The 21,112-nt window shown below is 30.5% G+C and carries 23 protein-coding genes and 1 pseudogene; 7 read left to right on the top strand and 17 right to left on the bottom strand.

Going from position 1 to position 21,112, the window contains the following annotated elements; genetic code table 11:
* Positions 1–316 (top strand): hypothetical protein (locus BKH42_RS05035; RefSeq protein ID WP_219349832.1); only part of this gene is annotated, 316 nt, incomplete at its 5' end.
* A 307-nt stretch (positions 317–623) separates the two neighbouring features.
* On the opposite strand, the gene BKH42_RS09500 is transcribed toward BKH42_RS05035, so the two are convergent.
* Entirely contained in the window at positions 624–959 is a 336-nt protein-coding gene (locus tag BKH42_RS09500; RefSeq protein WP_180673984.1) for a hypothetical protein, read from the bottom strand.
* A gap of 666 nt (positions 960–1,625) precedes the next feature.
* Between BKH42_RS09500 and BKH42_RS05025 the strand changes: the two are divergent.
* A pseudogene (locus tag BKH42_RS05025) lies at positions 1,626–2,177 on the top strand (N-6 DNA methylase); the annotation flags it as partial.
* A gap of 206 nt (positions 2,178–2,383) precedes the next feature.
* On the opposite strand, the gene BKH42_RS05020 reads toward BKH42_RS05025, so the two are convergent.
* Positions 2,384–3,619, bottom strand: a complete 1,236-nt coding sequence (locus tag BKH42_RS05020; RefSeq protein WP_095295537.1) for a glycosyltransferase family 4 protein — start codon at positions 3,617–3,619, stop codon at positions 2,384–2,386.
* Positions 3,620–4,020: 401 nt separating this feature from the next.
* Positions 4,021–4,974, bottom strand: coding sequence for a glycosyltransferase (locus BKH42_RS05015; RefSeq protein WP_095295535.1), 954 nt, complete (start codon positions 4,972–4,974; stop codon positions 4,021–4,023).
* 242 nt (positions 4,975–5,216) lie between these two features.
* Here BKH42_RS05015 and BKH42_RS05010 point away from each other — a divergent pair, with 242 nt between their 5' ends.
* From BKH42_RS05010 to BKH42_RS05000, 3 genes are read left to right on the top strand one after another with little or no spacing between them, the layout of a single operon-like run.
* A complete protein-coding gene (locus tag BKH42_RS05010) occupies positions 5,217–6,248 on the top strand; it encodes a DNA adenine methylase (protein WP_095295533.1) in 1,032 nt (343 codons plus the stop codon).
* Between the two features lie 2 nt (positions 6,249–6,250).
* Positions 6,251–7,390, top strand: a complete 1,140-nt coding sequence (locus BKH42_RS05005; RefSeq protein ID WP_257874271.1) for a site-specific DNA-methyltransferase — start codon at positions 6,251–6,253, stop codon at positions 7,388–7,390.
* Positions 7,380–8,954 carry a restriction endonuclease FokI catalytic domain-containing protein gene (locus tag BKH42_RS05000; protein WP_095295529.1) on the top strand — a complete coding sequence of 525 codons (1,575 nt, stop codon included), beginning with the start codon at positions 7,380–7,382 and terminating at the stop codon, positions 8,952–8,954. The genes BKH42_RS05005 and BKH42_RS05000 overlap by 11 nt, the downstream gene beginning before the upstream one ends.
* An 83-nt stretch (positions 8,955–9,037) precedes the next feature.
* Here the strand turns inward: BKH42_RS05000 and BKH42_RS04995 are convergent, their stop codons facing one another.
* The 9 genes from BKH42_RS04995 to BKH42_RS04955 are packed head-to-tail and all read right to left on the bottom strand — an operon-like array spanning position 9,038 to position 16,965.
* Positions 9,038–10,384, bottom strand: coding sequence for a fatty acid--CoA ligase family protein (locus BKH42_RS04995; protein WP_095295527.1), 1,347 nt, complete (start codon positions 10,382–10,384; stop codon positions 9,038–9,040).
* Positions 10,377–11,108 (bottom strand): SDR family oxidoreductase, encoded by a 732-nt coding sequence (locus tag BKH42_RS04990; protein ID WP_095295525.1) that lies wholly within the window; start codon positions 11,106–11,108, stop codon positions 10,377–10,379. Before BKH42_RS04990 ends, BKH42_RS04995 begins: the two co-directional genes overlap by 8 nt.
* Entirely contained in the window at positions 11,105–11,407 is a 303-nt protein-coding gene (locus tag BKH42_RS04985; RefSeq protein ID WP_095295523.1) for a hypothetical protein, read from the bottom strand. Before BKH42_RS04985 ends, BKH42_RS04990 begins: the two co-directional genes overlap by 4 nt.
* Positions 11,404–12,201 (bottom strand): hypothetical protein, encoded by a 798-nt coding sequence (locus BKH42_RS04980; protein ID WP_095295521.1) that lies wholly within the window; start codon positions 12,199–12,201, stop codon positions 11,404–11,406. Before BKH42_RS04980 ends, BKH42_RS04985 begins: the two co-directional genes overlap by 4 nt.
* Positions 12,198–13,070, bottom strand: coding sequence for a formyltransferase family protein (locus BKH42_RS04975; protein ID WP_095295519.1), 873 nt, complete (start codon positions 13,068–13,070; stop codon positions 12,198–12,200). Before BKH42_RS04975 ends, BKH42_RS04980 begins: the two co-directional genes overlap by 4 nt.
* 36 nt (positions 13,071–13,106) lie before the next feature.
* Entirely contained in the window at positions 13,107–13,901 is a 795-nt protein-coding gene (locus BKH42_RS04970) for a GNAT family N-acetyltransferase (RefSeq protein ID WP_095295517.1), read from the bottom strand.
* Between the two features lie 3 nt (positions 13,902–13,904).
* Positions 13,905–15,218 (bottom strand): AMP-binding protein, encoded by a 1,314-nt coding sequence (locus tag BKH42_RS04965; protein WP_180673983.1) that lies wholly within the window; start codon positions 15,216–15,218, stop codon positions 13,905–13,907.
* A gap of 32 nt (positions 15,219–15,250) precedes the next feature.
* The gene (locus tag BKH42_RS04960) at positions 15,251–15,433 is read right to left on the bottom strand and encodes a hypothetical protein (RefSeq protein WP_095295513.1); all 183 of its coding nucleotides are present in this window, start codon (positions 15,431–15,433) and stop codon (positions 15,251–15,253) included.
* Positions 15,430–16,965 (bottom strand): amino acid adenylation domain-containing protein, encoded by a 1,536-nt coding sequence (locus BKH42_RS04955; protein WP_095295511.1) that lies wholly within the window; start codon positions 16,963–16,965, stop codon positions 15,430–15,432. The genes BKH42_RS04960 and BKH42_RS04955 overlap by 4 nt, the downstream gene beginning before the upstream one ends.
* A gap of 469 nt (positions 16,966–17,434) precedes the next feature.
* On the opposite strand from BKH42_RS04955, the gene BKH42_RS04950 reads away from it, so the two are divergent.
* Both BKH42_RS04950 and BKH42_RS09495 read left to right on the top strand, forming a co-directional pair.
* On the top strand, positions 17,435–17,677 hold the full coding sequence (locus tag BKH42_RS04950; RefSeq protein WP_219349831.1) for a hypothetical protein: 243 nt from the start codon (positions 17,435–17,437) through the stop codon (positions 17,675–17,677).
* Positions 17,678–17,884: 207 nt separating this feature from the next.
* The gene (locus BKH42_RS09495) at positions 17,885–18,034 is read left to right on the top strand and encodes a hypothetical protein (RefSeq protein ID WP_219349830.1); all 150 of its coding nucleotides are present in this window, start codon (positions 17,885–17,887) and stop codon (positions 18,032–18,034) included.
* A gap of 593 nt (positions 18,035–18,627) precedes the next feature.
* Here the strand turns inward: BKH42_RS09495 and BKH42_RS04945 are convergent.
* The 5 genes from BKH42_RS04945 to BKH42_RS04925 are packed head-to-tail and all read right to left on the bottom strand — an operon-like array spanning position 18,628 to position 21,111.
* Positions 18,628–19,149: an SDR family oxidoreductase gene (locus BKH42_RS04945; RefSeq protein ID WP_095295507.1), complete on the bottom strand. Its 522-nt coding sequence runs from the start codon at positions 19,147–19,149 to the stop codon at positions 18,628–18,630.
* On the bottom strand, positions 19,098–19,328 hold the full coding sequence (locus BKH42_RS04940; protein WP_095295505.1) for a hypothetical protein: 231 nt from the start codon (positions 19,326–19,328) through the stop codon (positions 19,098–19,100). Before BKH42_RS04940 ends, BKH42_RS04945 begins: the two co-directional genes overlap by 52 nt.
* Positions 19,325–20,167 carry an AAC(3) family N-acetyltransferase gene (locus BKH42_RS04935; RefSeq protein ID WP_095295503.1) on the bottom strand — a complete coding sequence of 281 codons (843 nt, stop codon included), beginning with the start codon at positions 20,165–20,167 and terminating at the stop codon, positions 19,325–19,327. The genes BKH42_RS04940 and BKH42_RS04935 overlap by 4 nt, the downstream gene beginning before the upstream one ends.
* 12 nt (positions 20,168–20,179) lie before the next feature.
* Positions 20,180–20,896: an SDR family oxidoreductase gene (locus tag BKH42_RS04930; RefSeq protein WP_095295501.1), complete on the bottom strand. Its 717-nt coding sequence runs from the start codon at positions 20,894–20,896 to the stop codon at positions 20,180–20,182.
* A complete protein-coding gene (locus tag BKH42_RS04925; protein ID WP_095295499.1) occupies positions 20,893–21,111 on the bottom strand; it encodes an acyl carrier protein in 219 nt (72 codons plus the stop codon). Before BKH42_RS04925 ends, BKH42_RS04930 begins: the two co-directional genes overlap by 4 nt.
* Between the last annotated feature and the right edge of the window lies 1 nt (position 21,112).

The following is a 21,112-nucleotide window of genomic DNA, read 5'->3' as shown; positions in this document are numbered from 1 at the left end:
TGAACTGAGATTTGTTTTTGATAGTGCAAAAATAGCAGATAAAAAATTAACAGATGAAGAAAAACAAGAACTTTGTAGATTATTTGATAGGTTGAATCATATTGGTAAAAATAATCAGCTTGAAAAAGTATCAACACTAAATCCTAAAAATCTTGCTGATAGAGTGTGGCAAAAGATTTGGATAAGCACAGGAAAAGAACCTGAAAAATGTCTATATAATGTTGTTGAAATGTTTATTTTTAAGTATTTATTAGATTTGGAAGTTTTGGGTAAAAATGATAATCTTTATTATCTGATGGATTATGTGGATGAATGAGGTAGTAAAAGGGTTTAGAATAGTATGGTTGAAAAATTAGTTCCAAGATTAAAGAGCTATTTATTTGTAATGAAAAATACAAGACAACAATAATTAATCGAAGAATTAATCCATTTTTGTATTTTTTTATCAATATTTATTTTTGATGTTAATTTTGATTCTATAAAAACAAACACTAATGATACTATCAATCTCTGTTTTTGAGAGGAGTTGCTTGTCCTCTGAGATGGTTTTTTACTTTACTTTAATTTAGTAATTAGCAAGACTAATACTATCATTGCAACCAAGATATGCTTAAATATTTTCTTCATAATCTAACTCCCATTTGGTATTTTTTATCAAAACTATCGTTTCCATTTAATGTTTCTCCTTTATTTATATAAAAAGATTGATTTAATCCTTTTTGTAATGTAATGCTACTTTCTGATAATAGCCTTTTAATAGTGTGATAGTCTTCAAGCTCTTGCTTTAGCCTCTGTATCTCTAAAAACATCTCTATAGATTTAGCCACTTGATTGCTTATTTCTGTGCTAGTAGCTAATCTTCTCATACTCGCTTCACTTAGTCCTATTGCCTCGCCTAGTTCTTTGTAAGTCATACCTAAGTCTTTAGCAGTTCTTTTGATGAGGTCTGTTTCTTTCATTTTTATTGTTCATCTTGAATCCTTTATATCTTATTTCATTCAATTACAACATACAATTGTAAAATATCCCCCTTAGAATAGATTAATAAAATACAATAATTTATCAAATTTTTTCAAGATATTGCCTCATGCCTCCTCCTATCATCTTAAATGTATTTTTTAAAGAGTCTTATTGCCTATCATTTCTAGTTAATCTATAAATCACTACGAAACTGATCGTATTCCAAAAAATAGCAAATTAATGATTATATTTTTAATTTCTAGCTCCTTGTGCCATAAATAGCCTAGTATATAAATATAATATATATATAAATTAGCACATCTTTTCTAATATTTTCTTAAAATAACACAATTAAATTTAAAACATATTTAAAGGTTACTTTTCTGTCTTTAATAAAATCAATATGGCATATATTGTATTTAGTGTATATTTCTGAACCTATCTAAAAATCACTTCACCACCGAAACAAGGGTCTTGCTTGTTCTGTGTAATCCTTCTTGTAATCATAAGTTTTGAGCCATCTAATTTCCTATGCAATGTTCTAAAATCTATGATCCCTTTTGTGGAACAGGTGGCATGTTAATATCTAGCTATAAGTATATTTATGATCGTATGCCTCGCAATGGAAAACACTTGAGGCATTAAAATTTTCAACTGTATATGGTGGTGAAATAACAAAAATGTCCCATATTGCCAAAATGAATATGATCTTAGCAGGTGATGGGCATTCTAATATTTTTCGTCAAGATAGTTATCAAAACCCTCAAAGAGGAAAATTTGATCTGATCATAACCAATATGCCTTTTGGTAAGAGAATGAAAACAGAATATGCTTCTTTACATGGGTTCAATACAAACTCTGCAGAAGTGACAGGGGTGTTGCATTGTTTAGATGCACTTAGTGATTATGAAAATTCTAGGGCAGGTATCATCGCGCCAGAAGGTATTTTATTTGATAGTAGCAAAGCTTATACACAATTAAGAAGAGAGCTTATTGAAAAATATGAAATCAAAACCATCATATCACTGCCTAAAAAAATATTTTTACCAAATACAGGAGTTAAAAGCAATGTATTGATCATCAAAAAACAATCAAGAAAAAACAAACATATTTGGTATTTCAATGTTAAAAATGATGGCTTTACATTAGATAATGCCCGTAACAAGATAGAAGGTGTTAATGACTTTGATAATTTCCTCAATGAGCAAAGTGGTTAATACAATCTAATGGAGGTTTTGTCATAGAATCTAAACTTCTTGGGTAAATTTATGATCTCAAATACACGTTCTAGCAATATCAATATACTGAACGACTTTTTACATAAAAAATAAAGGTTGTGCTGAATATATTTGAAATCAACTTTAGTGAGGTATATTTTTCAGTATATATTCTGAATGCTATTTTGAAGGGAAGTTTGATGATTTTAATCATTTAAAATTTCCTTATATGTTTTAATATACTCCAAAGAAACGATGTTGCTATCAAACTTTGTGCAAATCTTTTTTCTAGCATTCTTGCAAAGGGTGTCATAATCTGTCTGCTCTAGATCTAAAACCCACTTGATACCATCTGCTAGATCTTTATGGTCTCTAGCCAAATAGCCATTTGTTTTATGCTCGATCATATCGCTATTCCCGCCAATATCAAATCCCACCACAGGAACCCCACAAGCTAAAGATTCCATAATAACATTGCTCAGATTTTCTGCAAGGCTTGGTGTTACAAAAACATCGCTAGCATTGTATAAAATTTTTAGAGAAATATCATCGCTTAAATGCCCTAAATACAAAGTTTCTATTCCTTCAATACTTTCTCCCTGAGATGCTCCAAATATGACTAATTTAAAATTTTCTTTATTTTTCAAAAGGCTCAAAGCTTTTTTTAATTGATGATAACCCTTTCTATCGATGCTTGTCGCATCAATTGCTCCAAATGAGATGATTTTTTTAGAGGATTGTAGATTTAAAATTTCTCTAGCGATGGATTTTGGGATAGGTTGATAGAGCTGTGTGTCAATACAATTGGGTAGATTGATGATTTTTTTTTCTTTTAAGAGCATTGATTGTTTTGCACAATCAGTAATCCATTTACTCAGTCCATTGATGGTAAGATTGAGTTTTGGATAGATTTTAGCTTTTTTATTAAATATAAAATAGCTCAAATCGTGTATGGAATTTGAATGTAAAAAAGGGCATTTTTGACAGTGTGTTTTGAAATTCTCACACTCATTAGGAATAATGTGACAACCGCCCGTGTATGGATTTGCATCGTGGAGACTCCAAAGCATGGGAATATTTATTTTTGCAAGATCTTTGATATTTAAAAATCCATTGTTAATCCAATGCAAGTGAATCAAATCAGGTTTAAGCGAAAGGATTGTTTTAATCAGATGTCTATTGCTAGGAGGATTTGGAGAAAAAATATCACGATGATGTTGAGGATAGGGCAATAGAAAAAATAAAGGTAATAAAGGCCTAATTTTTTCGATTATCTTCTCTTTTTTTGTTTTTGCCAATCTCATAACGCCAGGTTGATCGGTAGTCTTTTGTTGCACGAGCACAATGGAGTCAATATGTTCATTAAGAAGTGCTTTGTGGATTCTCAAAGCAGCCCTTCCAGCTCCCCCAGAGTCTTGAGAAACAAGATGTAATATTTTCATTTGCCCAACTTATGTGAATTCATAAGGGTATTATACAGAATTTCTAAAATGTATTTTTCTTAAGATGTGGTGGTTTATACTTTTCAAAGGGCAAATCAAGATTGATATCATAAGGCATATGCCTCTGTTCTCTCTTTTATGGGTGGGCAGATCTGATATTTTTCTTCATAGCTTAGTGTGTTTTAGAGAATAACTTCATCTAGATTTTATGGTTTCTATGGTTGTTTTTCCTTTATTTATGGTTGCAAGGGGGAGTCTTTTATAAGGGGCGATGGCACTTCAGTTAGTAATCCTGCAATAACTTTTCCATAGCTCAAAGCTATTTTCAAGATATTGATTATGTTTCTAGATGGACAAGGTCATCACTCATTGTCATATATACCATTGAATGACCCATAAGTTTATCTCTTTTTTGATCTAAATAAATCATAGATGATTTTTAGAAATCTGTAGATTTTTAGTTTTTTTAGTATCGGATTGATCATATTTGTCCGATATGAAAAGTAAGCATTATGCATAATCTTACCCATGACTTCAGAGTATGGGATGTCTTTTATCATTTTTGGAGAAAAATCAAATACTAGTGGTTGGTTTTGCCAGTATTTATCTTCTCCGCAATGTTCTCCTCTTCCATCAAACCCTCGATTTACTGAAAGAGTTTTGGTAGGATATAGCGTGTATTGATGGGTTTTAAACATATTGTAACAGATCATTAAATCTGTATATTTTTTGTCATTATCAAGCATATGTTTGAGGATAGGAAGCAAATGAGGAGAGATTGAATTGAATTTTGCAAGTTCGTGTTTATTTTCTAAGAATTCTTTCACTCCAGTTAAATTCCAATCAATGTTTTCATAACGATCTTTCCAGATCGCAGTTCCCCAAGGATTAAACATTTTAAGAAGAAAAATCTCATAAGGATAGTTTTTCGGGATCAGATTTTTCTTGTAATGCAGATGAGAAGTGATGGAGAAAATCCTTTTATCATCTTTGTAAAACTCAAGGGCGTTATTCATATATTCCAAAAATTTATTAGAGACCAAAATATCATCTTCAATGCTAATAACTCGATCATATTTGGTAAAAAGATATTCCATAGCATCTTTTCCAGAATCAAAACTACCCTTGTTCTTTTCCCAAAAAATGCCTTCAACTTTTTGAAATCCACTGATATTTTTGATGTATTCTCTTATTTTTGTGATGATTTCTTGATGTTCATTTTTATATGGAGCATCAGAGACGACGTATAAATTTGTGTGATTGGCTAATTTATTTGTTTTTAGGGAATTTATAGCATTTTCAAGGGAATCTAGCCTATCATAAACCATCACCAAAACAGGAGCTAGATTTTTCATTGAGTAACCCGCTTAATTTCTTTGAGTAGATTTTTCACAGGGATTAGTATAACACTATGCATTTGAGAAAAACAGTTTGAAGCTACAACAACGAAATAGCTTGAGTCAAAGATCATGATCTTGATTATTTCCCCTAATTCTTAAAATATTGCCTGAATTATATCATAATAGATTTTTGCTATCAGTGTATTCTTGGATATAATTACAAGAAGAAATATTTTGAAAATTATTATTGAGGCTATATGAGATATATTGGGTCAAAGGTTTTATTGTTAGAAGAAATTGAAAAAATTATTAAAAATAAAAAATTAAATGTGAAATCATTTTGTGATATATTTTCAGGAACCTCCATCGTAGGTAGATATTTTAAAAAAGATTTTCAAATTATTTCAAATGACTTTTTGTATTTTTCATTTGTACTTCAAAAAGCAACAATTCAAAATGACTGCTATCCTACATTTCAAAATATAAAAAAAAATCTACATAGGGAATTGTTTGATTATTTACAAAATACAAATATACAACCAAATCATCTCACAAATGAGCCATTTATTTACAAAAACTATTCTCCAAATAAGTATTCCAAAAGGCAATATTTTAGTAACCAAAATGCTCTAAGAATTGATTTTATCAGGCAAACAATTCAAGAATGGAAAAATAAGGATTTTTTGAACGAAAATGAATACTTTTATCTGTTAGCATCACTTTTAGAATCTATTCCTTTTATTTCAAATATAGCTGGAACTTATGGGGCATATTTGAAGTATTGGGATAAAAGAGCTTTAAAAAAATTAGAATTACCACAACTAGAAATTGTTGAAAATAAAAAAAACAATCAGTGCTTCAATAAAAATTCTAATGAATTGATTAGAGAAATATCAGGCGATATGCTCTACATAGATCCACCATACAACTCAAGACAATACGCTCCTAATTATCATATTCTTGAAACAGTTGCAAAATATGACAATCCTAAAATATACGGAAAATCAGGAATGAGACCTTATGGAGATAAAAAATCAGACTATTGCATTAAGAATAAAGCATTGAACATGCTTTCTGATTTAATAGAAAATGCAAATTTTAAATATATATTGTTGAGTTATAGCAATGAGGGAATTATGAATATTAATGAAATAGAAAATGTTTTGAAACAATTTGGTAAAGAGGGTAGTTATGAATTGATAAAAATTCCTTATAGGAGATACAAGCATATTTCAAAAAAAATTGAACATAATTTACATGAATTACTATTTTATATAGAAAAGAGATAAAAATGATCGATAAAAAAAAGCTCAATAAGTTTCTAAAAGAAAAAAAAATACAGAGTTCTATAAATGAAATATCAGAGCAAATTGAACTATCAATAAAAAAAATATTAGATGAAAAAATAAAAGAAATAAAAAATAAAAAGAGAATTATTGCGAATGACAATGCTAAAGAGCACTTTTTGCCCATAGAAGTTTTTTCCAAAGAAGAAATCAAATCTCTTCCTGATTGGGTAAAACATAATATTCTAAAAGCAAGAGTGATTGGAAGTTCAAAAAGAGTTATTCAAACTGAAGATGGAAAAAAATACCACATTAAGAATAAGCTAAACGATCTATCGGGTGCTGAATGGACTTTTTTTCTAAATTCGGTTATTACTACTCGATATAGCACAAATGGAAAAGATAGTTTTGCTTATCATATTAGAAAAATACATCCTTCACCTAAACCGCCACAACTCATGAGGCAGATTATAGAGTTTTTTACAAAAGAAGGAGAAGTCGTTTTAGATTATTTTATGGGCGTTGGAGGGACATTATTGGGTGCGTCCTTGTGCAATCGAAAAGCTGTTGGGATAGACTTAAATGATAAATTTATAAAAGCCTATACAGAAGCAAATGCTTATTTAAAACTCAAAGAACAGGTTGCTATTGAAGCTGATAGTATTGAATTTTTGAAAAATGATATAGGAGGATTTTTGAATAAAGAGGAAGTATCTTTAATTTTAATTGATCCGCCCTATGGAAATATGCTTTCAAGACCTAAAACAGGTGAGGCACTCAAGAGGGGTAGAGATATATCCCCTACACCTTTCAGTGATTCTAAACTTGATTTAGGAAATATGATTTGGAATGATTTTTTGAGGATATTCAATCAAAGTATTTTGGATTCTATGAAATATTTAAAAAATAAGGGTCATATTGTGATTTTCATAAAGGATATGCAACCTAAACAGAAGGAATTGAATTTATTGCACACAGATATTATTAGAGATTTGAATACCATAGATAATCTAAATTATTTAGGAATGAAAATTTGGGTAGATCAGAGCGTTAATTTATATCCTTATGGTTATCCTTTTGGTTTTGTTTCTAACCAAATCCATCAATATATTTTAATATTTCAAAAGGTCGAAAGTGGCAAATAGAACTTTTGGTTGGATACAAGATGCTGGTAAATTATCAAATTTAAAAGGTATTGTTTCTGATTTTATTCAATATGGCAGAATGGATAGTTTGGCTTCACAACAATCAATTAGTCTATCATTAGGCATTGGAAGATGGGCAAATGAAACTTATTTAAGGCTCTGTGAAGCATTAAACTTTGTTCAATACGATAGAGAATATGACGATTTTGTTGTAACTGATTTAGGTAGGGAGTTATCACAATCAGGTAAAGACAACGAAAAGAGTATTTTGACAGAAGCTTTATTGAGTTATCCACCAGCTTGTAGGGTATTGCAACTACTTAGAGATTCCCCAGAACCATTGACAAAATTTGAAATTGCACAAAAGCTTGGCTTTGTTGGAGAGAGTGGATTTCTCACTATAGGTTTAAACAACTACATTAAAATGTATCACAATTCAAAAGATAAAAATAAAATTAAAAGCAATAAAGAAAGCACTCTTGATAAATATGCAAGAATGATTGCTAACTATCTTATAGAACTAGGATTAGTTCAAAAAGCTACAAAAAATTTAAAATATGATGGTTTTGAAGCTCAAACACCACATACATATCAAATAACAGAAAGAGGCATACAGGCCTATACAAAAACATTAGGAAAAAGCACTAGTAAAAAAATATACAAGAATGTTTCTTATGAAATGTTGGCTTCTAGGAGCCAAATAGGGAATAAAATATTAAGAATGAGAAGGGCATTGATTCTTGATATCTTGAATCAGAAAAAAAATCAACTGCTGAGTTATGAAAAAATCAATGAATATTTATTAAAAAATAACAGCAATATTTCAAGAGCTGATTTTATTAGCGATATTGCTAAGCTTCAAAATTTAGGATTGCTTATAGAAATTATAGGAGATTATATTGTCTTGAAAGAGAATATAAATTTAAATATTCCTATTTTTTATATGCAAGATGAAATAATTAAAAAAGAAATTAAAAATAATATAAATTATGTTATTGATAATACTAAAAATTTAGATCAAAATTTAATTGAAAAGATTATAGAACAATCATTTAGTGGACAGAAATACTGTAAGGAGTTTGAAGACTCTATTTTTGAGTTATATAACAAAGTTATAGGTTTTGAAGGTATAAAGCTTGGTGGCGTTGGAAATAGGGAACCAGATAGTCTAATGTGGTATAGGGCATCTATCGACGATGACAGTTATGGATTGATAGTAGATGCAAAAGCGTATTCAAAAGGATTTAGAATAAATACCAATTCATCAAGACAAATGAATGATTACATTTACACATTTGCCAATAAGCTACAAGATGAATATAAGATAAATCGAAGTTATTATCATTGGGTGAGTAGTAAATATGTAGGGAATAGAGATATTGAGAATTTTGCAGAAAATGTCAGAAACATGTATTCTTTTGAAAGTAAAGGCTCCATTGTTTCTATTTCAAATGCCTTATTACTTGCAGATAGGTTTCAAATTCATAGAGATTTTAAAAAATTAGAATCCTTAATAGCGATTCAAAGAGAAATATTACAGAAAGACATAGAAATATTATTTTGATTATTTTTCTATCAAATCTTCTTATCTATGCATTCAAATCAAAAACACATCTGAATTTTTATATCTATTCATGTTGTGTCCTTTTAGGAGGTTTTGTTGAGTCTTGATTTTTTAAATCTTGTCCCAAGATTTAATGTTTCCATCAGGATAACTTTTGTGGGGATTTTGTATTTTGGCAATGAATTTTTGCAAAATTCACGAATAATTTTTTTCAGTTCCATTTTATCATTTGGAAGTATATTGTTATCAATCACTACTTCTGTGGTGATGCTTTGTCCTGTGATGGGATTATATTCTCCATACACGATGCAATCTTGAATGCCATTTATTTGTAAAATGGTATTTTCTATTTCTTGTGGTGATACCTTCTCACCTCCAACATTGATAATCTCTTTGGATCTACCAATTATTTTTAAATATTCTTGATTGTCTTTGTATGTTACTTCCACCAAATCTCCTGTAGCAAAAAAACCATCGTTATCAAAAACTGAATTATCAGCATTGATATACCCGAGCGTTTGTGTTTTTGATTTTATCCATAACTCACCATTTTTGATTTTATATTCCATTCCTTCTAATTTAAATGTATTTTCAGATGTTTTTGTTTGTGCAATTCCTACTTCAGTGGTTCCAAAGGTTTGATGAAATTTTACCTTAGGGAATGTTTTTTTCAATCGCAAAAGGAGTGAGTCTGGCATTGATTCGGTTCCATAAGTGATGATTTTAACACAATCAAGATATGAAGATACATCACTTAAAAGTACCAGATTTAGCAAAGATGGCGAGGCTGGAAGTAACGATATTTGATATTTTTGAATGGTTTTTGCGAGTAAATAAATATCCTTCCGTTCTTTTATAGCGATTCCACAAGCACCAATAGATAGGGTGTGAAAGAGGGTATTGAGTCCTCCAATATGATCAAACATTAAAAATAACAAGATATTCATTGTTTTGGAATTTTTATTCATATAGGAATTCAAAAGATTATCTAGATTATGAACAATAGCTTTTGGCTTACCCGTGCTTCCACTTGAAAAAAGAATCAATCCGCTTTTGGTGAGTTTTTTTAAATCTTGTAAAATTTGGTGTTTTGGAAAAGGCGGACTTAAAGTTTTTATATTGTCTTGATAATACAAAAAATCAACTTGCCCTTCATGGAGTTTATTTGAAATCTCATCATTATTCACAAAAGGAACCACAATAAATCTTTTTTCAATACAAGCAAGGAGCATTGAAATATTATCAATATCATAATCTCCAATGATACCTATGATAGAACCTTCTGGAAATTTTTCCAATTTTTTTATTTTGTATAGAATATTTTGAATCAGATCCTCATAGTTATAGGTGGTATTTTCATAAATGAGGGCTTTTCTATCTTTAGAAAAAGAGTCTAGTTTTTTTAAAAAGAAATGTGTAAAGTTAGCCATTCACGCCTCCTAGAAATAGAGTTTGGCCTGTAATAAAATCACTTTTTTCATCAATAAAAAATTCAATCACATTAAGCACATCTTCAAAACTTCCAAATCTTTTGATGGCTTGAAGATAGAGTAGGGCGTCTATTTTTTCTTTAGGTATGTTTCTTATCAGATCAGTTGGGATTGGGGTAGGACCTATTGCATTGATGGTAATTCCAAAGGTTGCTAACTCCTTACTAGCAACTTCTGTAAGATTTATAATAGCCGATTTTGAAGCACCATATATAGCCTCACCTTCTAATCTCAAGGCACTAGCGATGGTAGTGAAATTGACAATTCTAAAATGTGGGGCTTTGCCTTCTTTTTTTAATTTTTGAAAATCTGCACTCATTACCTTAGCACATTCTCTGATAAATAAAAAACTTCCAAAAAAATTCGTGGAAAATATATTTTGCATTGTTTTAAAAGGTGTCAAGAGGATATGATTCATTGAGGCAATACCTGCATTATTGAGCAAAACATCAATTTTCCCAAATTCTTTTTTGATATTTTTAACCATACTCACCACTGCTTTTTCATCCCCAACATCGAGTTCAAAATGTCTGTAGTTGGGGTGCGAGATACTTGCAGATGAACGAGAGCATCCGCAGACAATATGACCTTGTTTTATATAGTACTCACTTAAATTTTTTCCGATACCCTTCCTTGAACCAGTGATAATGAAAACTTTCATTATTGCAACTTTTGGGAGTTGATTAAATTCAAGATATAGTCATTTAGAGTTTTGACATCTTTAAAAGGAGAATTTTTTTCACTCATCGCTTTTTCATCTGCTAGTGTTATATCTAAGTGCATTTCTTCGCTTATCATCATTTCTAAATCTGATATCAAAGAGACTAGTGCCAAAGAATCAAGATTCCCATCTTTGCCATAGATCTTAGTATTTTCATTGGGATTTTTGAGTTCATCATTTGCTAGTTCATCACTTAGATTTTGCAGACATTTATAGATGAGATTTTGAATTTTTTCTTTCATAATAATTTCCTTGGATTGAATTTGACAAAAGCATAGTTAAAAACATTACTGGTTTGATAACCATATCTTAAGTGTGTATTTTTGACTCGAATGTTTTTGCTGATATCTACCCATAAATAGACGTGAGTGATTTGGAGAGTTTTTATTTTTTCATAATATTCTTCTAGTAATTCAATGATTTCAAATGAATTGGCATTGATATTTTTCAAGTAGTTCAGGTGTGAGGTTTTACCTTTTGTTGTAAAAATACAATAAGCTGAAATTTTTTTATCTCTTCTTTTGATTAGAACTTGTTTGTTTTGGATATAAGAAAGTAGCGTATTTTTATCAGGAAGATGATCAAAGTAACTATTAAAGCTTTCGTGTAGATTTTTGTATAAAAAATCCCATTCATTTTCTGCACAATATTGGATATTTTCAAGCAAATTTTGAGTTTTGAGTTTGGATTTTAGGTTTTTAATATAGAGGGTTATTTTTTCATAAATGCTTTCTAGAGTGAAGTATTTTTTTAGGATTTTTCCTAATTCAGGGGGTATATCTCCTTTTTGAATGATCTCTAAACAAATATTTTCTGTAGGTAAGTTTGCTATCAATTGTTCTAAATCATCTAAATCTGTAGAAGTAAAATATAAAGAAGTAAAATCAAGATATTTAACCATAAAAATCAAACTCTTTTGAGTGATTTCACCATAGATATTCTCTTTTTGATGATTAAAATAATTTGTATAGTAAGCAGTATTGCTCAGCAAATCTTGATGATGTTTGTTGATAGTTTCAGAACTTAGAAATCTCACGCACACCTCTGATTTTCAAAGAAGTTCAAGAGGTTATTGCAAGATTTGTTACTACCCCCCCCCCCATTGGGTTTTAAGATCATTGAAATATTATTTTTAGATAGTACTAAAGAATTTGTCATATGAGATTTTCCTCCAAATTCATATGATTCTATGAGATGCTCAATTGCTGATATTAAAATTTTAGGCTTAGGTATCACTCCTCCTGCATCCATACTTCGTAAAAATGCACTAATTTTATCTTCACTCCAGTTTATATCCAAAAATCCTCCATTAGGAAGATCTTTGGCTTTATTGATGGGGGCACACGAGAGAGGCATCTTTTTAAGTTTTAAGGTATCTTTTAAAAGATCTTCTTTAAAACTTAAAAAAGAGTGAATACCTAGTTGCATGAGGATTTTTATCAGTTCTATAGCTTTGATATGCGAGGTTAATTCGAATTCACTTTGAGAAATAATATCTCCACTATCTAGCTCACTGCTTACCATATGCCAGGTGATACCCGAGACTTTATCTTGGTTATAAATGCTCCAAATGGGTGCATTGACTCCTTTATAAAGTGGGAGAAGGGCATTGTGAAAATTAATAATCTTCATTTGAGGTTTATCGATAATTTTATTTGGGAATATGTAGGAGTTGTTTGCACTGATAATAAGGGTTTTTTTATTAAAAGTATCCAAAAAATCTGTAATTGCGATATTTTCGTTGAAATTATGATAAGAGATATGACTTTTTTTGCAAAAAATTTGCAAGATGCTTAAAGCGTGAGGTTTATAAGAGAGCACAATAGGATTATATGTAGATAAAATCTTAGTTATCTCTAGGGCTATTGTTCCATCGCCAATGATGATTATTTTTTCAAAAATCATCAAGCAACTTTTAACAAAAAATCAGGATTTAAAAGATTATTGCCCCCCCCCCCCTTCGTTTTTTTCTTTAGCTAATCGGGGGGTTTTGAGATAGATAAAGTTTTTGAGTCCATCTGGATAAAAACCTTCTATTTCATACATATTCATCGCCTTTGTATTTTTTGTATCGCACCATAGATAGATGAATTCTATATCAAACTTGTTTAATTCCTGATAAAACATTTCCCATATTCTTATCAAGCTATTTTTGCCTCCATAGTTTGCGATATAGTTGATATAAGCACCCTTTCCTTTGATATTAAACACCAAATAACTGATGATTTTTTCTTCTTGATTGATATAAAGTATTTTTTTATTTTTTATCCAATTTTCTATGGTTTCAAGAGTGGGTAGATGGTCAAAATAAATATTAAAATCTTTTTGAATGAGTTTGTAAAATTCTTTTGGAGAAGCTTTTTTATTGGAAATTTGTTGCAAATCTGTTTTGGGTATTTTGGATAGATTTTTTCTAAGTCTTAGGTAAATGGTTTGTTTTTGAATAGAATCTAGAATAATCTCTTCTTGTTTTTGGATGATTTCTATACAAATAGGGATATTGCTACGGATTTGGTCTAATGCATCTTGAAGTTTTTCAATATCATTGCTAAAAAAATATAATCTCCAAAAGATTTGCTCTTGTTTGAGTATGATAATGCAATCAGATAGGATTTTGACTTGGTATATAATATTTTCTTGAGTATAAAAATTGGTATAGATATTTTTTGCATTTTTTTTGATTAAAAGGATCTGAGAATGGATCTTTTTGAGATCCATTTTTTGAAAGTCTTCCATTGGCTAACTTTGTTTTTTGATGAATTCTTTAAGTGCTATTCTATCGATTTTGCCATTTGCATTCAAGGGCATTTTTTCAATCCGAAGTAGTTTTTGAGGATACATATATTTAGCAATTTTGTTTTTTAGATGTTCAAAAACAGCTTTTTTTTCTATCTCTATCTTGCTTTGATAACATAAAATAATTTCGTTGTTTTCATACATCACACATAGGCTTTCGATAACCTTGAAGTCACTCAAAGCTATTTCAATTTCTCCTAATTCGATTCTATAGCCATTATGCTTGATTTGATAGTCTTTTCTCCCCATTAATATTAGCTCTTTGAACTCGTTATACTGTCCAATATCGCCAGTTTTATAGACTTTGTCGTAGTATTTATGATGAGTTGGATTTTGAATGAAAACTTCAGATGATTTCTTTAGGTTTTGAAAATACTGCAAAGATAGACACGAGCCTCTGACATAGAGTTCGCCTATAATATTTGGTTCATTAATGATTTGATTATTTTCATCAATGAGTAGTATTTGTGTATTTCTGCAAGGTTTTCCAATGGGGATAGCTTGTGCATCGCTAAAATCTCTATCTACAATATAGCGAGAACAAATATCAGTTATTTCGCTAGGACCATAGAGATTTCCAAAAACTGCATCGGGATAGTATTTTTTAAAATAATTTAAAACCTTAGCGCTCATACTTTCTCCACCAAAAAAGATCTTATCTAGTTTTGGGCAGATTTTTGATAAAAGATCAAGGTTTGATATTTGAGTGAGTATAGAAGGCACCCAGTAAATGTAGTTGATATTTTGTTGTTCTACAAATTTTAAGGCTTCAATGGGGAATAAAAACTTTTCTTCAGGTATCAAAATCAGTTTGTTTCCTACTGCGAAGGTAGGATATATGTCAAAAAGGGATTTGTCAAAATAAAATGGAGATTGATTTCCTATCACATCATCACTGCAAGGTCTTATCTTTTCTTCTGCTAATATCCATTCAATATAATCAATAATACTTCTATGAGAGACAACCACTCCTTTTGGTGTTCCTGTAGATCCTGAGGTATTAATAATATAAGCAGGATCAGTATCAATTAGATTTTGATGATTTGTTTTTATTTCATCAACATCTTTTATCAATTCATCAATAAGGAGTATTTTTTCATCTTCAAAAATACCTTTGAGTTTGTCTTTGTTATTTTCATCTGTAATCATAAAATGTGGCTGTATATTTTTTATAATAGATTCTAGTCTATCTTTAGGACTTTTAACATCTAAAGGCATATAAATATTTCCAGAATAAAGAACACCAGCAAAGCACACAAGAGAGTCGATGCTCTTAGGTAGAAAGATGGCTATGGGATGAAAAAGAGAACCTTCCGGGGGGGGGGGGTGATTTGTAGCAAATGAGTTGAAAAATTCAGAGCTTTGTGTTGAAAATCGCTAAAAGTTATTTCTTTTTTGGAATCTATGATGGCAATTTTGTCGGGAAATTTTTTAGTGGTTTGTTCTAAGTATTCAAGCACATTTTTTTTCATTTTTTTTCCTTCATTTTGAGATTCATCTCTTTGAGAGCTATTCTATTGATTTTACCATTTGCATTTAATGGCATACTTTGAATGCGAAATAGTTTTTGAGGACACATATATTTAGGTAACTTATCTTTGAGATGATTAAAGATCATCGTTTTTGAAATTTCTTCTTTACTCTCATAAAATAATACAATCTGTAAATCTAAGCTGTCATAAATCACACACAGAGCTTCAATTTCTTGTAAATCCCTCAATGCACTCTCTATCTCTCCTAACTCAATTCGATATCCATTGTGTTTAATTTGGTGATCTTTTCTTCCTGTGGTGATGAGTTCATAATGTTCATTATAATATCCCAAATCGCCTGTTTTGTATATTTTTTCACCATAGTGGGGCTGGATTGGATTTTGGACAAAGCTTTGAGTTGTCTTTTCTATATCATTATAGTATCCTAAGGATAAAGAAGATCCCCTAACGCATATTTCTCCTGTTTTATAGGGAGTATTGATAAGCGAATTATTTTCATCAAATAGTAATATCTGCGTATTTCTACAAGATTTTCCTATGGGTAAGATTTCATCATCTTTAAAAGATCTATCTAGAACATAAAATGTGCAATCCACTGTTATTTCTGTAGGGCCATAGAGATTGGCAAAAATAGCTTTGGGGTAATGTTTTATCCAATAATTTAAATCTCTTGTTGGCATTATTTCTCCAGCAAATAGGATTTTGTTAAGTTTGGGGACTAGAATCTCTAAAGCTTTGTTTTTTGCTATATTACTTAAAAGTGTTGGTACCCAAAATATGTAGCTGATTTTTTTATTATCAATATATTCTAAAAGTTCTTTTGGGAAGAGAAATTTCTCTTCAGGAATCAATACGAGCTGAGTGCCTGTAAAAAAACATAAATAAATATCTAAGACTGAGTTGTCAAAATAAAATGGAGATTGATTTCCTATCACATCATCACTGCAAGGTCTTATCTTTTCTTCTGCTAATATCCATTCAATATAATCAATAATACTTCTATGAGAGACAACCACTCCTTTTGGTGTTCCTGTAGATCCTGAGGTATTAATAATATAAGCAGGATCAGTATCAATTAGATTTTGATGATTTGTTTTTATTTCATCAACATCTTTTATCAATTCATCAATAAGGAGTATTTTTTCATCTTCAAAAATACCTTTGAGTTTGTCTTTGTTATTTTCATCTGTAATCATAAAATGTGGCTGTATATTTTTTATAATAGATTCTAGTCTATCTTTAGGACTTTTAACATCTAAAGGCATATAAATATTTCCAGAATAAAGAACACCAGCAAAGCACACAAGAGAGTCGATGCTCTTAGGTAGAAAGATGGCTATGGGAGTTGGCATTTTATATTGTGGGAAAAAATTTATAAGGTGAGTTGAGATGTTTTTAGCAAGATGATAAAAATCACTGAAATTGATTTCTTTAGTTTTGTCTATCAGCGCTATTTTTTTAGGGACAGTGCAGATGGTTTCTTCTAGATACTCTAATACGTTGATTTTCATTCAAATTCTTTATTGAAAGTTACGCTTAATTATAGCATAAAACCTTTTTTGGACTTTTGAGATTTTTTAAAGACAACCATATATCTATATCAGCCATACAATGGCACCTCAAATATTTTTAAAAAAGATTCGCTTTAGTTTTTTATTCCTAGCATGTTTAGAAGGATTGGGTTCATTGTTTGCCAATGAAAATAATGCAACTCTAGAAGATATGAATCAAAAGATTTTTCTATAAATTTAAGAATTGCAAACAGAGCTTGAGAGTGAAGATTCTTAAAAAAGAAATCAAATTCAAAATTAAATTGATACTTTGAAAAATAATACGATGAGAATGCATTATTGCTTAAAGATCAAAATCCTGAAAAATCTAACAATGCAACTCAAAAACAAAAATTAGATTCTAAATTTTTAGGTGAGAGTGAAAAAATTTCTAAAATATTAAAATAATCAGGAGCTTTTTTTGGTATAAGTGTTTTTTTGGAAATCCACATCAATTTCTTTTATGCCTACCTCGCTTTTCACGCATTTAATAAAAAATTCACTTGTATTCATCAATGATAAGTCCTGTAAAAAAGGCGGTGAAGCTTTAATTGTAGATGATGAAGTCTCTATTTTAGAGCCTATTTTGCAATCATCATCAAAACCATCACAGCGTTGTGATGGTAGTTTAATTGCCACTAGAGGAGCTGTTTTGGAAAAAGTTGGTTATTAAAGTATGTGGATTAACTGGATTGGAGGTAGGATATATCTCTCTGGATGGCCCGTGTGAGAGAATTCTGATTTGCTATTGCAGATTTCTCTAGGTGGATTTGCTTTGGTTGTTTATGGTAGATTAGGCGGAGGGTTGTTATAAGGTGATTATGACTATAAAGCAATTTATCTGACGAAAACCTATACATTCACTCCAAAAAGAATGGCTATGGCTTATATTCCCTTTGGCGTGGCTCTAGCCCTTGGGCACTCTAGCGTTGAGTTAGGAGGTTTATTTATTGCTCAAGGCACTCAAGATGATGATAGTATTAAAACCAACTATGCGATGGCTTTGGAAGTGATAACTCTGAGTTATTGATATATTTTTTAAAATAAATAAAAGAATTCAAAGCAAAAAATCTATTTTTAATCACTTGATTCTTTTTTTGGAGGGTGTTGTTTGTGCTCGTTTGGGTCTGCTTAGTTTTACTTAAACTTAGAAATAAGCACTAAGAAAATTAAAGTCGCACTTAAATGAATTGATGTGAGCACCCCAATCAATAAAAACCAAGCCCTCAAGATGACTTTAAGTCCATTATAACTATTTGGAAAAATACACTTGGGGAATCTATGAATAAAATAGTCATCTTTGGAAAAGATTCAAAAAATAAGCTCAATCTCTCTGTGAAGTTTTCTTATATTCTAGTATGTGGTAGGTCATTACCACAAACGTATTAGCAAAGCCTGAAATCACTGATAGAAAAAACAGAAATGTTGTTTATTCTCAAAATATCTGTTCATTTATAGTGCTTTTAGCTGTTCTTTTCTTGGGATAAAAAGAGCTAGAGAATTTTTGAACAAAGGGATTGAAACAATACGTCATGGTTTCTTAAAAGTACGTAAAAACCAAAGCGGACAAGCTATATGTCCGTAAGGCAAAAAACAAATAAAAAAACTCATAAGATTTTGTGCTCAGTTCCCTATAGTGCTTCTACCTCCATCAAGAACGATATTTTGACCGTTTAGATACCCACTTTTTAGTAAAAAATCCACTAGATTACCGACATCTTCAGATTTTCCTTCCCCAATAGGTGAGGGCTTTAGTGATTCTAGGTGCATTGTGGATTTTGTATTGATATTGCCTAGGACAATTGAATTGATTTTGATCTGAGGAGATAATTCATCACATAAACTTCTAGTGATGGAGTCTAAACAGGCCTTAGAGGCTCCATAGATGCTACTACCTTTATATCCTCTGATTCCTGAGATGCTTGAGATGAGAATGATATTTTCTAGATGGGGTTTATTAGGTTTTTTTAGGAGAGTGGAGATGATTTCGCAACAAGAAAAGAAATTTACATTAAAGTTTTCAATGCTCTCTGCATAGTTAAAGTATCTGATAGGACTGAATTCAGCCTTGCCTCCACAATGTATAAAATTCTTTATACCCCCCCCCCATTCAGCATAGAAGAAATAGAATCTTTGATACTCCAAATATCTTTTAGATCAAGAGTTAAAATCTTGTGAGATTGTGGATTTGATAACGAATTTAAAGTGTTTTCTAGTTTTTTGGGATCACGGCCTGATAGGATTAGATTTTGTTTTAAGCATAAGGTTTGAGCGATATTTTTGCCAATCTCCGAAGTAGCTCCTGTGATGAGTGTGTGATTCATAAGGCGACCTTTTTTTCATAAATGTAGCTTTTGTCTAAAAAATCTCTAGGATAGGGAAACTCAAGCATAAAGTCTATATTAGAAAGAATCTCTTCAGAAATAATTTTATAGGCGTTTCTCTCATCTATAATCTGTATTTGACTTTGACCAATTTTCATCTCTTTGATGGCATTGTATTTATTTAAAGTTCTGTTGAGTGTGTCATCTTTGAACGCCTCCACATTTGCATATCTCACAGGTAGAACAAAACTATCTTCATAGTTAGTATTTTCTAAAATAATCTTGCCTCCAAAGATTTTATCATAGCGATATGGGACTTCTAGCATTCTCTCAATATAGTGAGAATAGGTGAAACAATCACACACTCTGTTTCCAAAAAATAAAAATTTCACATCTTTGTTGTGCAACTTATCAAATAAACTCCCCACACCACAAGATTGTTTGCTAATATTAAAAAGATTTCTATCTTCCCCCATAACCGCACAGGACATCAGAGGATCTAATGTTCGCTCAACGCTTTGTAGTTTTCTAAAATATTCACTCAAAATTCCCATTGGGGATTTAGTATTTTTAATATCAAAATCTTCTTTTGCACAAAAACTAAAACTAAAGGTTGGCATAATGATATTTTTAATCTTCATTGAAGTGAAAATATCCACGATGTGACCTAAAAGCTCTCTTTTGTTCAATTTTTCATTGGGTGCTCCAAAATTAAGCTCTGAATGGATAAATAAGTAATCGCATTCTTTTGCTCCAAGTTCTATCAGCGTTTTTAAGATATCATTTTTTGTGATAGGGTTATTTTTATCTATAAATAAAACTGTGTTTAAATCTTGCATTTTAGTTCCTTTTTATACGCTATATCCGCCATCTATGATGATTTGTTGTCCGCTTATCCATTTGCAATGAAGAATGAATTTTACTCCTTGAGCTATATCTTTTGTTTTACCTTCACCTAAGGGGTATGCTTTTAGTATCTCTTGTTTTTGAGCTTGGCTAAATAGATTTTTAGTCATACCTGTATCAAAGATACCTCCTGGCAAAATAGAATTAACTTTAATATCAGGTGCAAGCTCCAAACTGAGGCTTTTCATATAAGCATCTAATCCGCCTTTAGTGCTAGCATAAAAGCTATTTCCTATTTCGCCTTTTTTGCTGAATGTGCTTGATATGAAGATAATATCTTTTAGATAGGGTTTGAGATTTTTTTTGAGTAAAAATTTTATGATGAGCATTGCAGAATAAAGATTTATTTTTGCACATTTTATCATTTCATTAAAATCAAAGTTTTTTGCATAAGAAACATAGCTGACTCCAGCAGAGTGAATAAAAGCCTCAATTTTAAAATTTTTAGATATTTGCTCCATAATGTTTTGAAGTTTTTCTAGATCCAAAAGATCGCATTCAAAAATTTTATGTTCATTTTGATGATGTAAAGTGGCTATCATTTTTTTGGTTTTTAGTTCATCTCTCACGATGAAGATGAGATTGTATTTTTCTCCAAGCTCTAGTGCGATCTCCTGGCCTATTCCAGAACTCCCACCTGTGATTAAAATAGCGGGTTTCATTTGAGTTTGCTTTGAATCAAAGCGATTAAATCTCCTATTGTTTTGGCTGATTTTAACTCATTGGTATAGAGATTTACATTGTATTCTTTATCTAAAAATGTTATCAAAGTGATGATACATAGACTATCCCAATCTTCAAAATCTTCGAGTATATCATCCTCTTTTACAGACTCAGTATCTAAAAGATCTTCTAGTTTCTTATAAATTTTTTCCATT

It is taken from the genome of Helicobacter sp. 13S00482-2 (genome assembly GCF_002272795.1).
Classification (GTDB): domain Bacteria; phylum Campylobacterota; class Campylobacteria; order Campylobacterales; family Helicobacteraceae; genus Helicobacter_J.
The sequence above is the reverse complement of the archived record's forward strand: the minus strand, read 5'-3'. Positions and strand labels throughout refer to the sequence as shown.

Excerpts from the sequence above, each read along its gene's own strand:
- BKH42_RS09495 (WP_219349830.1), top strand. The coding sequence starts at position 17,885 with ATGGCTTATATTCCCTTTGGCGTGGCTCTAGCCCTTGGGCACTCTAGC.
- BKH42_RS04995 (WP_095295527.1), bottom strand. The coding sequence starts at position 10,384 with ATGGCTAACTTTACACATTTCTTTTTAAAAAAACTAGACTCTTTTTCT.
- BKH42_RS04925 (WP_095295499.1), bottom strand. The coding sequence starts at position 21,111 with ATGGAAAAAATTTATAAGAAACTAGAAGATCTTTTAGATACTGAGTCT.
- BKH42_RS04970 (WP_095295517.1), bottom strand. The coding sequence starts at position 13,901 with ATGGAAGACTTTCAAAAAATGGATCTCAAAAAGATCCATTCTCAGATC.
- BKH42_RS04975 (WP_095295519.1), bottom strand. The coding sequence starts at position 13,070 with ATGATTTTTGAAAAAATAATCATCATTGGCGATGGAACAATAGCCCTA.
- BKH42_RS05020 (WP_095295537.1), bottom strand. The coding sequence starts at position 3,619 with ATGAAAATATTACATCTTGTTTCTCAAGACTCTGGGGGAGCTGGAAGG.
- BKH42_RS05005 (WP_257874271.1), top strand. The coding sequence starts at position 6,251 with ATGATCGATAAAAAAAAGCTCAATAAGTTTCTAAAAGAAAAAAAAATA.
- BKH42_RS04930 (WP_095295501.1), bottom strand. The coding sequence starts at position 20,896 with ATGAAACCCGCTATTTTAATCACAGGTGGGAGTTCTGGAATAGGCCAG.
- BKH42_RS09500 (WP_180673984.1), bottom strand. The coding sequence starts at position 959 with ATGAAAGAAACAGACCTCATCAAAAGAACTGCTAAAGACTTAGGTATG.
- BKH42_RS04960 (WP_095295513.1), bottom strand. The coding sequence starts at position 15,433 with ATGAAAAAAAATGTGCTTGAATACTTAGAACAAACCACTAAAAAATTT.
- BKH42_RS04940 (WP_095295505.1), bottom strand. The coding sequence starts at position 19,328 with ATGAATCACACACTCATCACAGGAGCTACTTCGGAGATTGGCAAAAAT.
- BKH42_RS05015 (WP_095295535.1), bottom strand. The coding sequence starts at position 4,974 with ATGAAAAATCTAGCTCCTGTTTTGGTGATGGTTTATGATAGGCTAGAT.
- BKH42_RS04955 (WP_095295511.1), bottom strand. The coding sequence starts at position 16,965 with ATGAAAATCAACGTATTAGAGTATCTAGAAGAAACCATCTGCACTGTC.
- BKH42_RS05010 (WP_095295533.1), top strand. The coding sequence starts at position 5,217 with ATGAGATATATTGGGTCAAAGGTTTTATTGTTAGAAGAAATTGAAAAA.
- BKH42_RS04935 (WP_095295503.1), bottom strand. The coding sequence starts at position 20,167 with ATGCAAGATTTAAACACAGTTTTATTTATAGATAAAAATAACCCTATC.
- BKH42_RS04985 (WP_095295523.1), bottom strand. The coding sequence starts at position 11,407 with ATGAAAGAAAAAATTCAAAATCTCATCTATAAATGTCTGCAAAATCTA.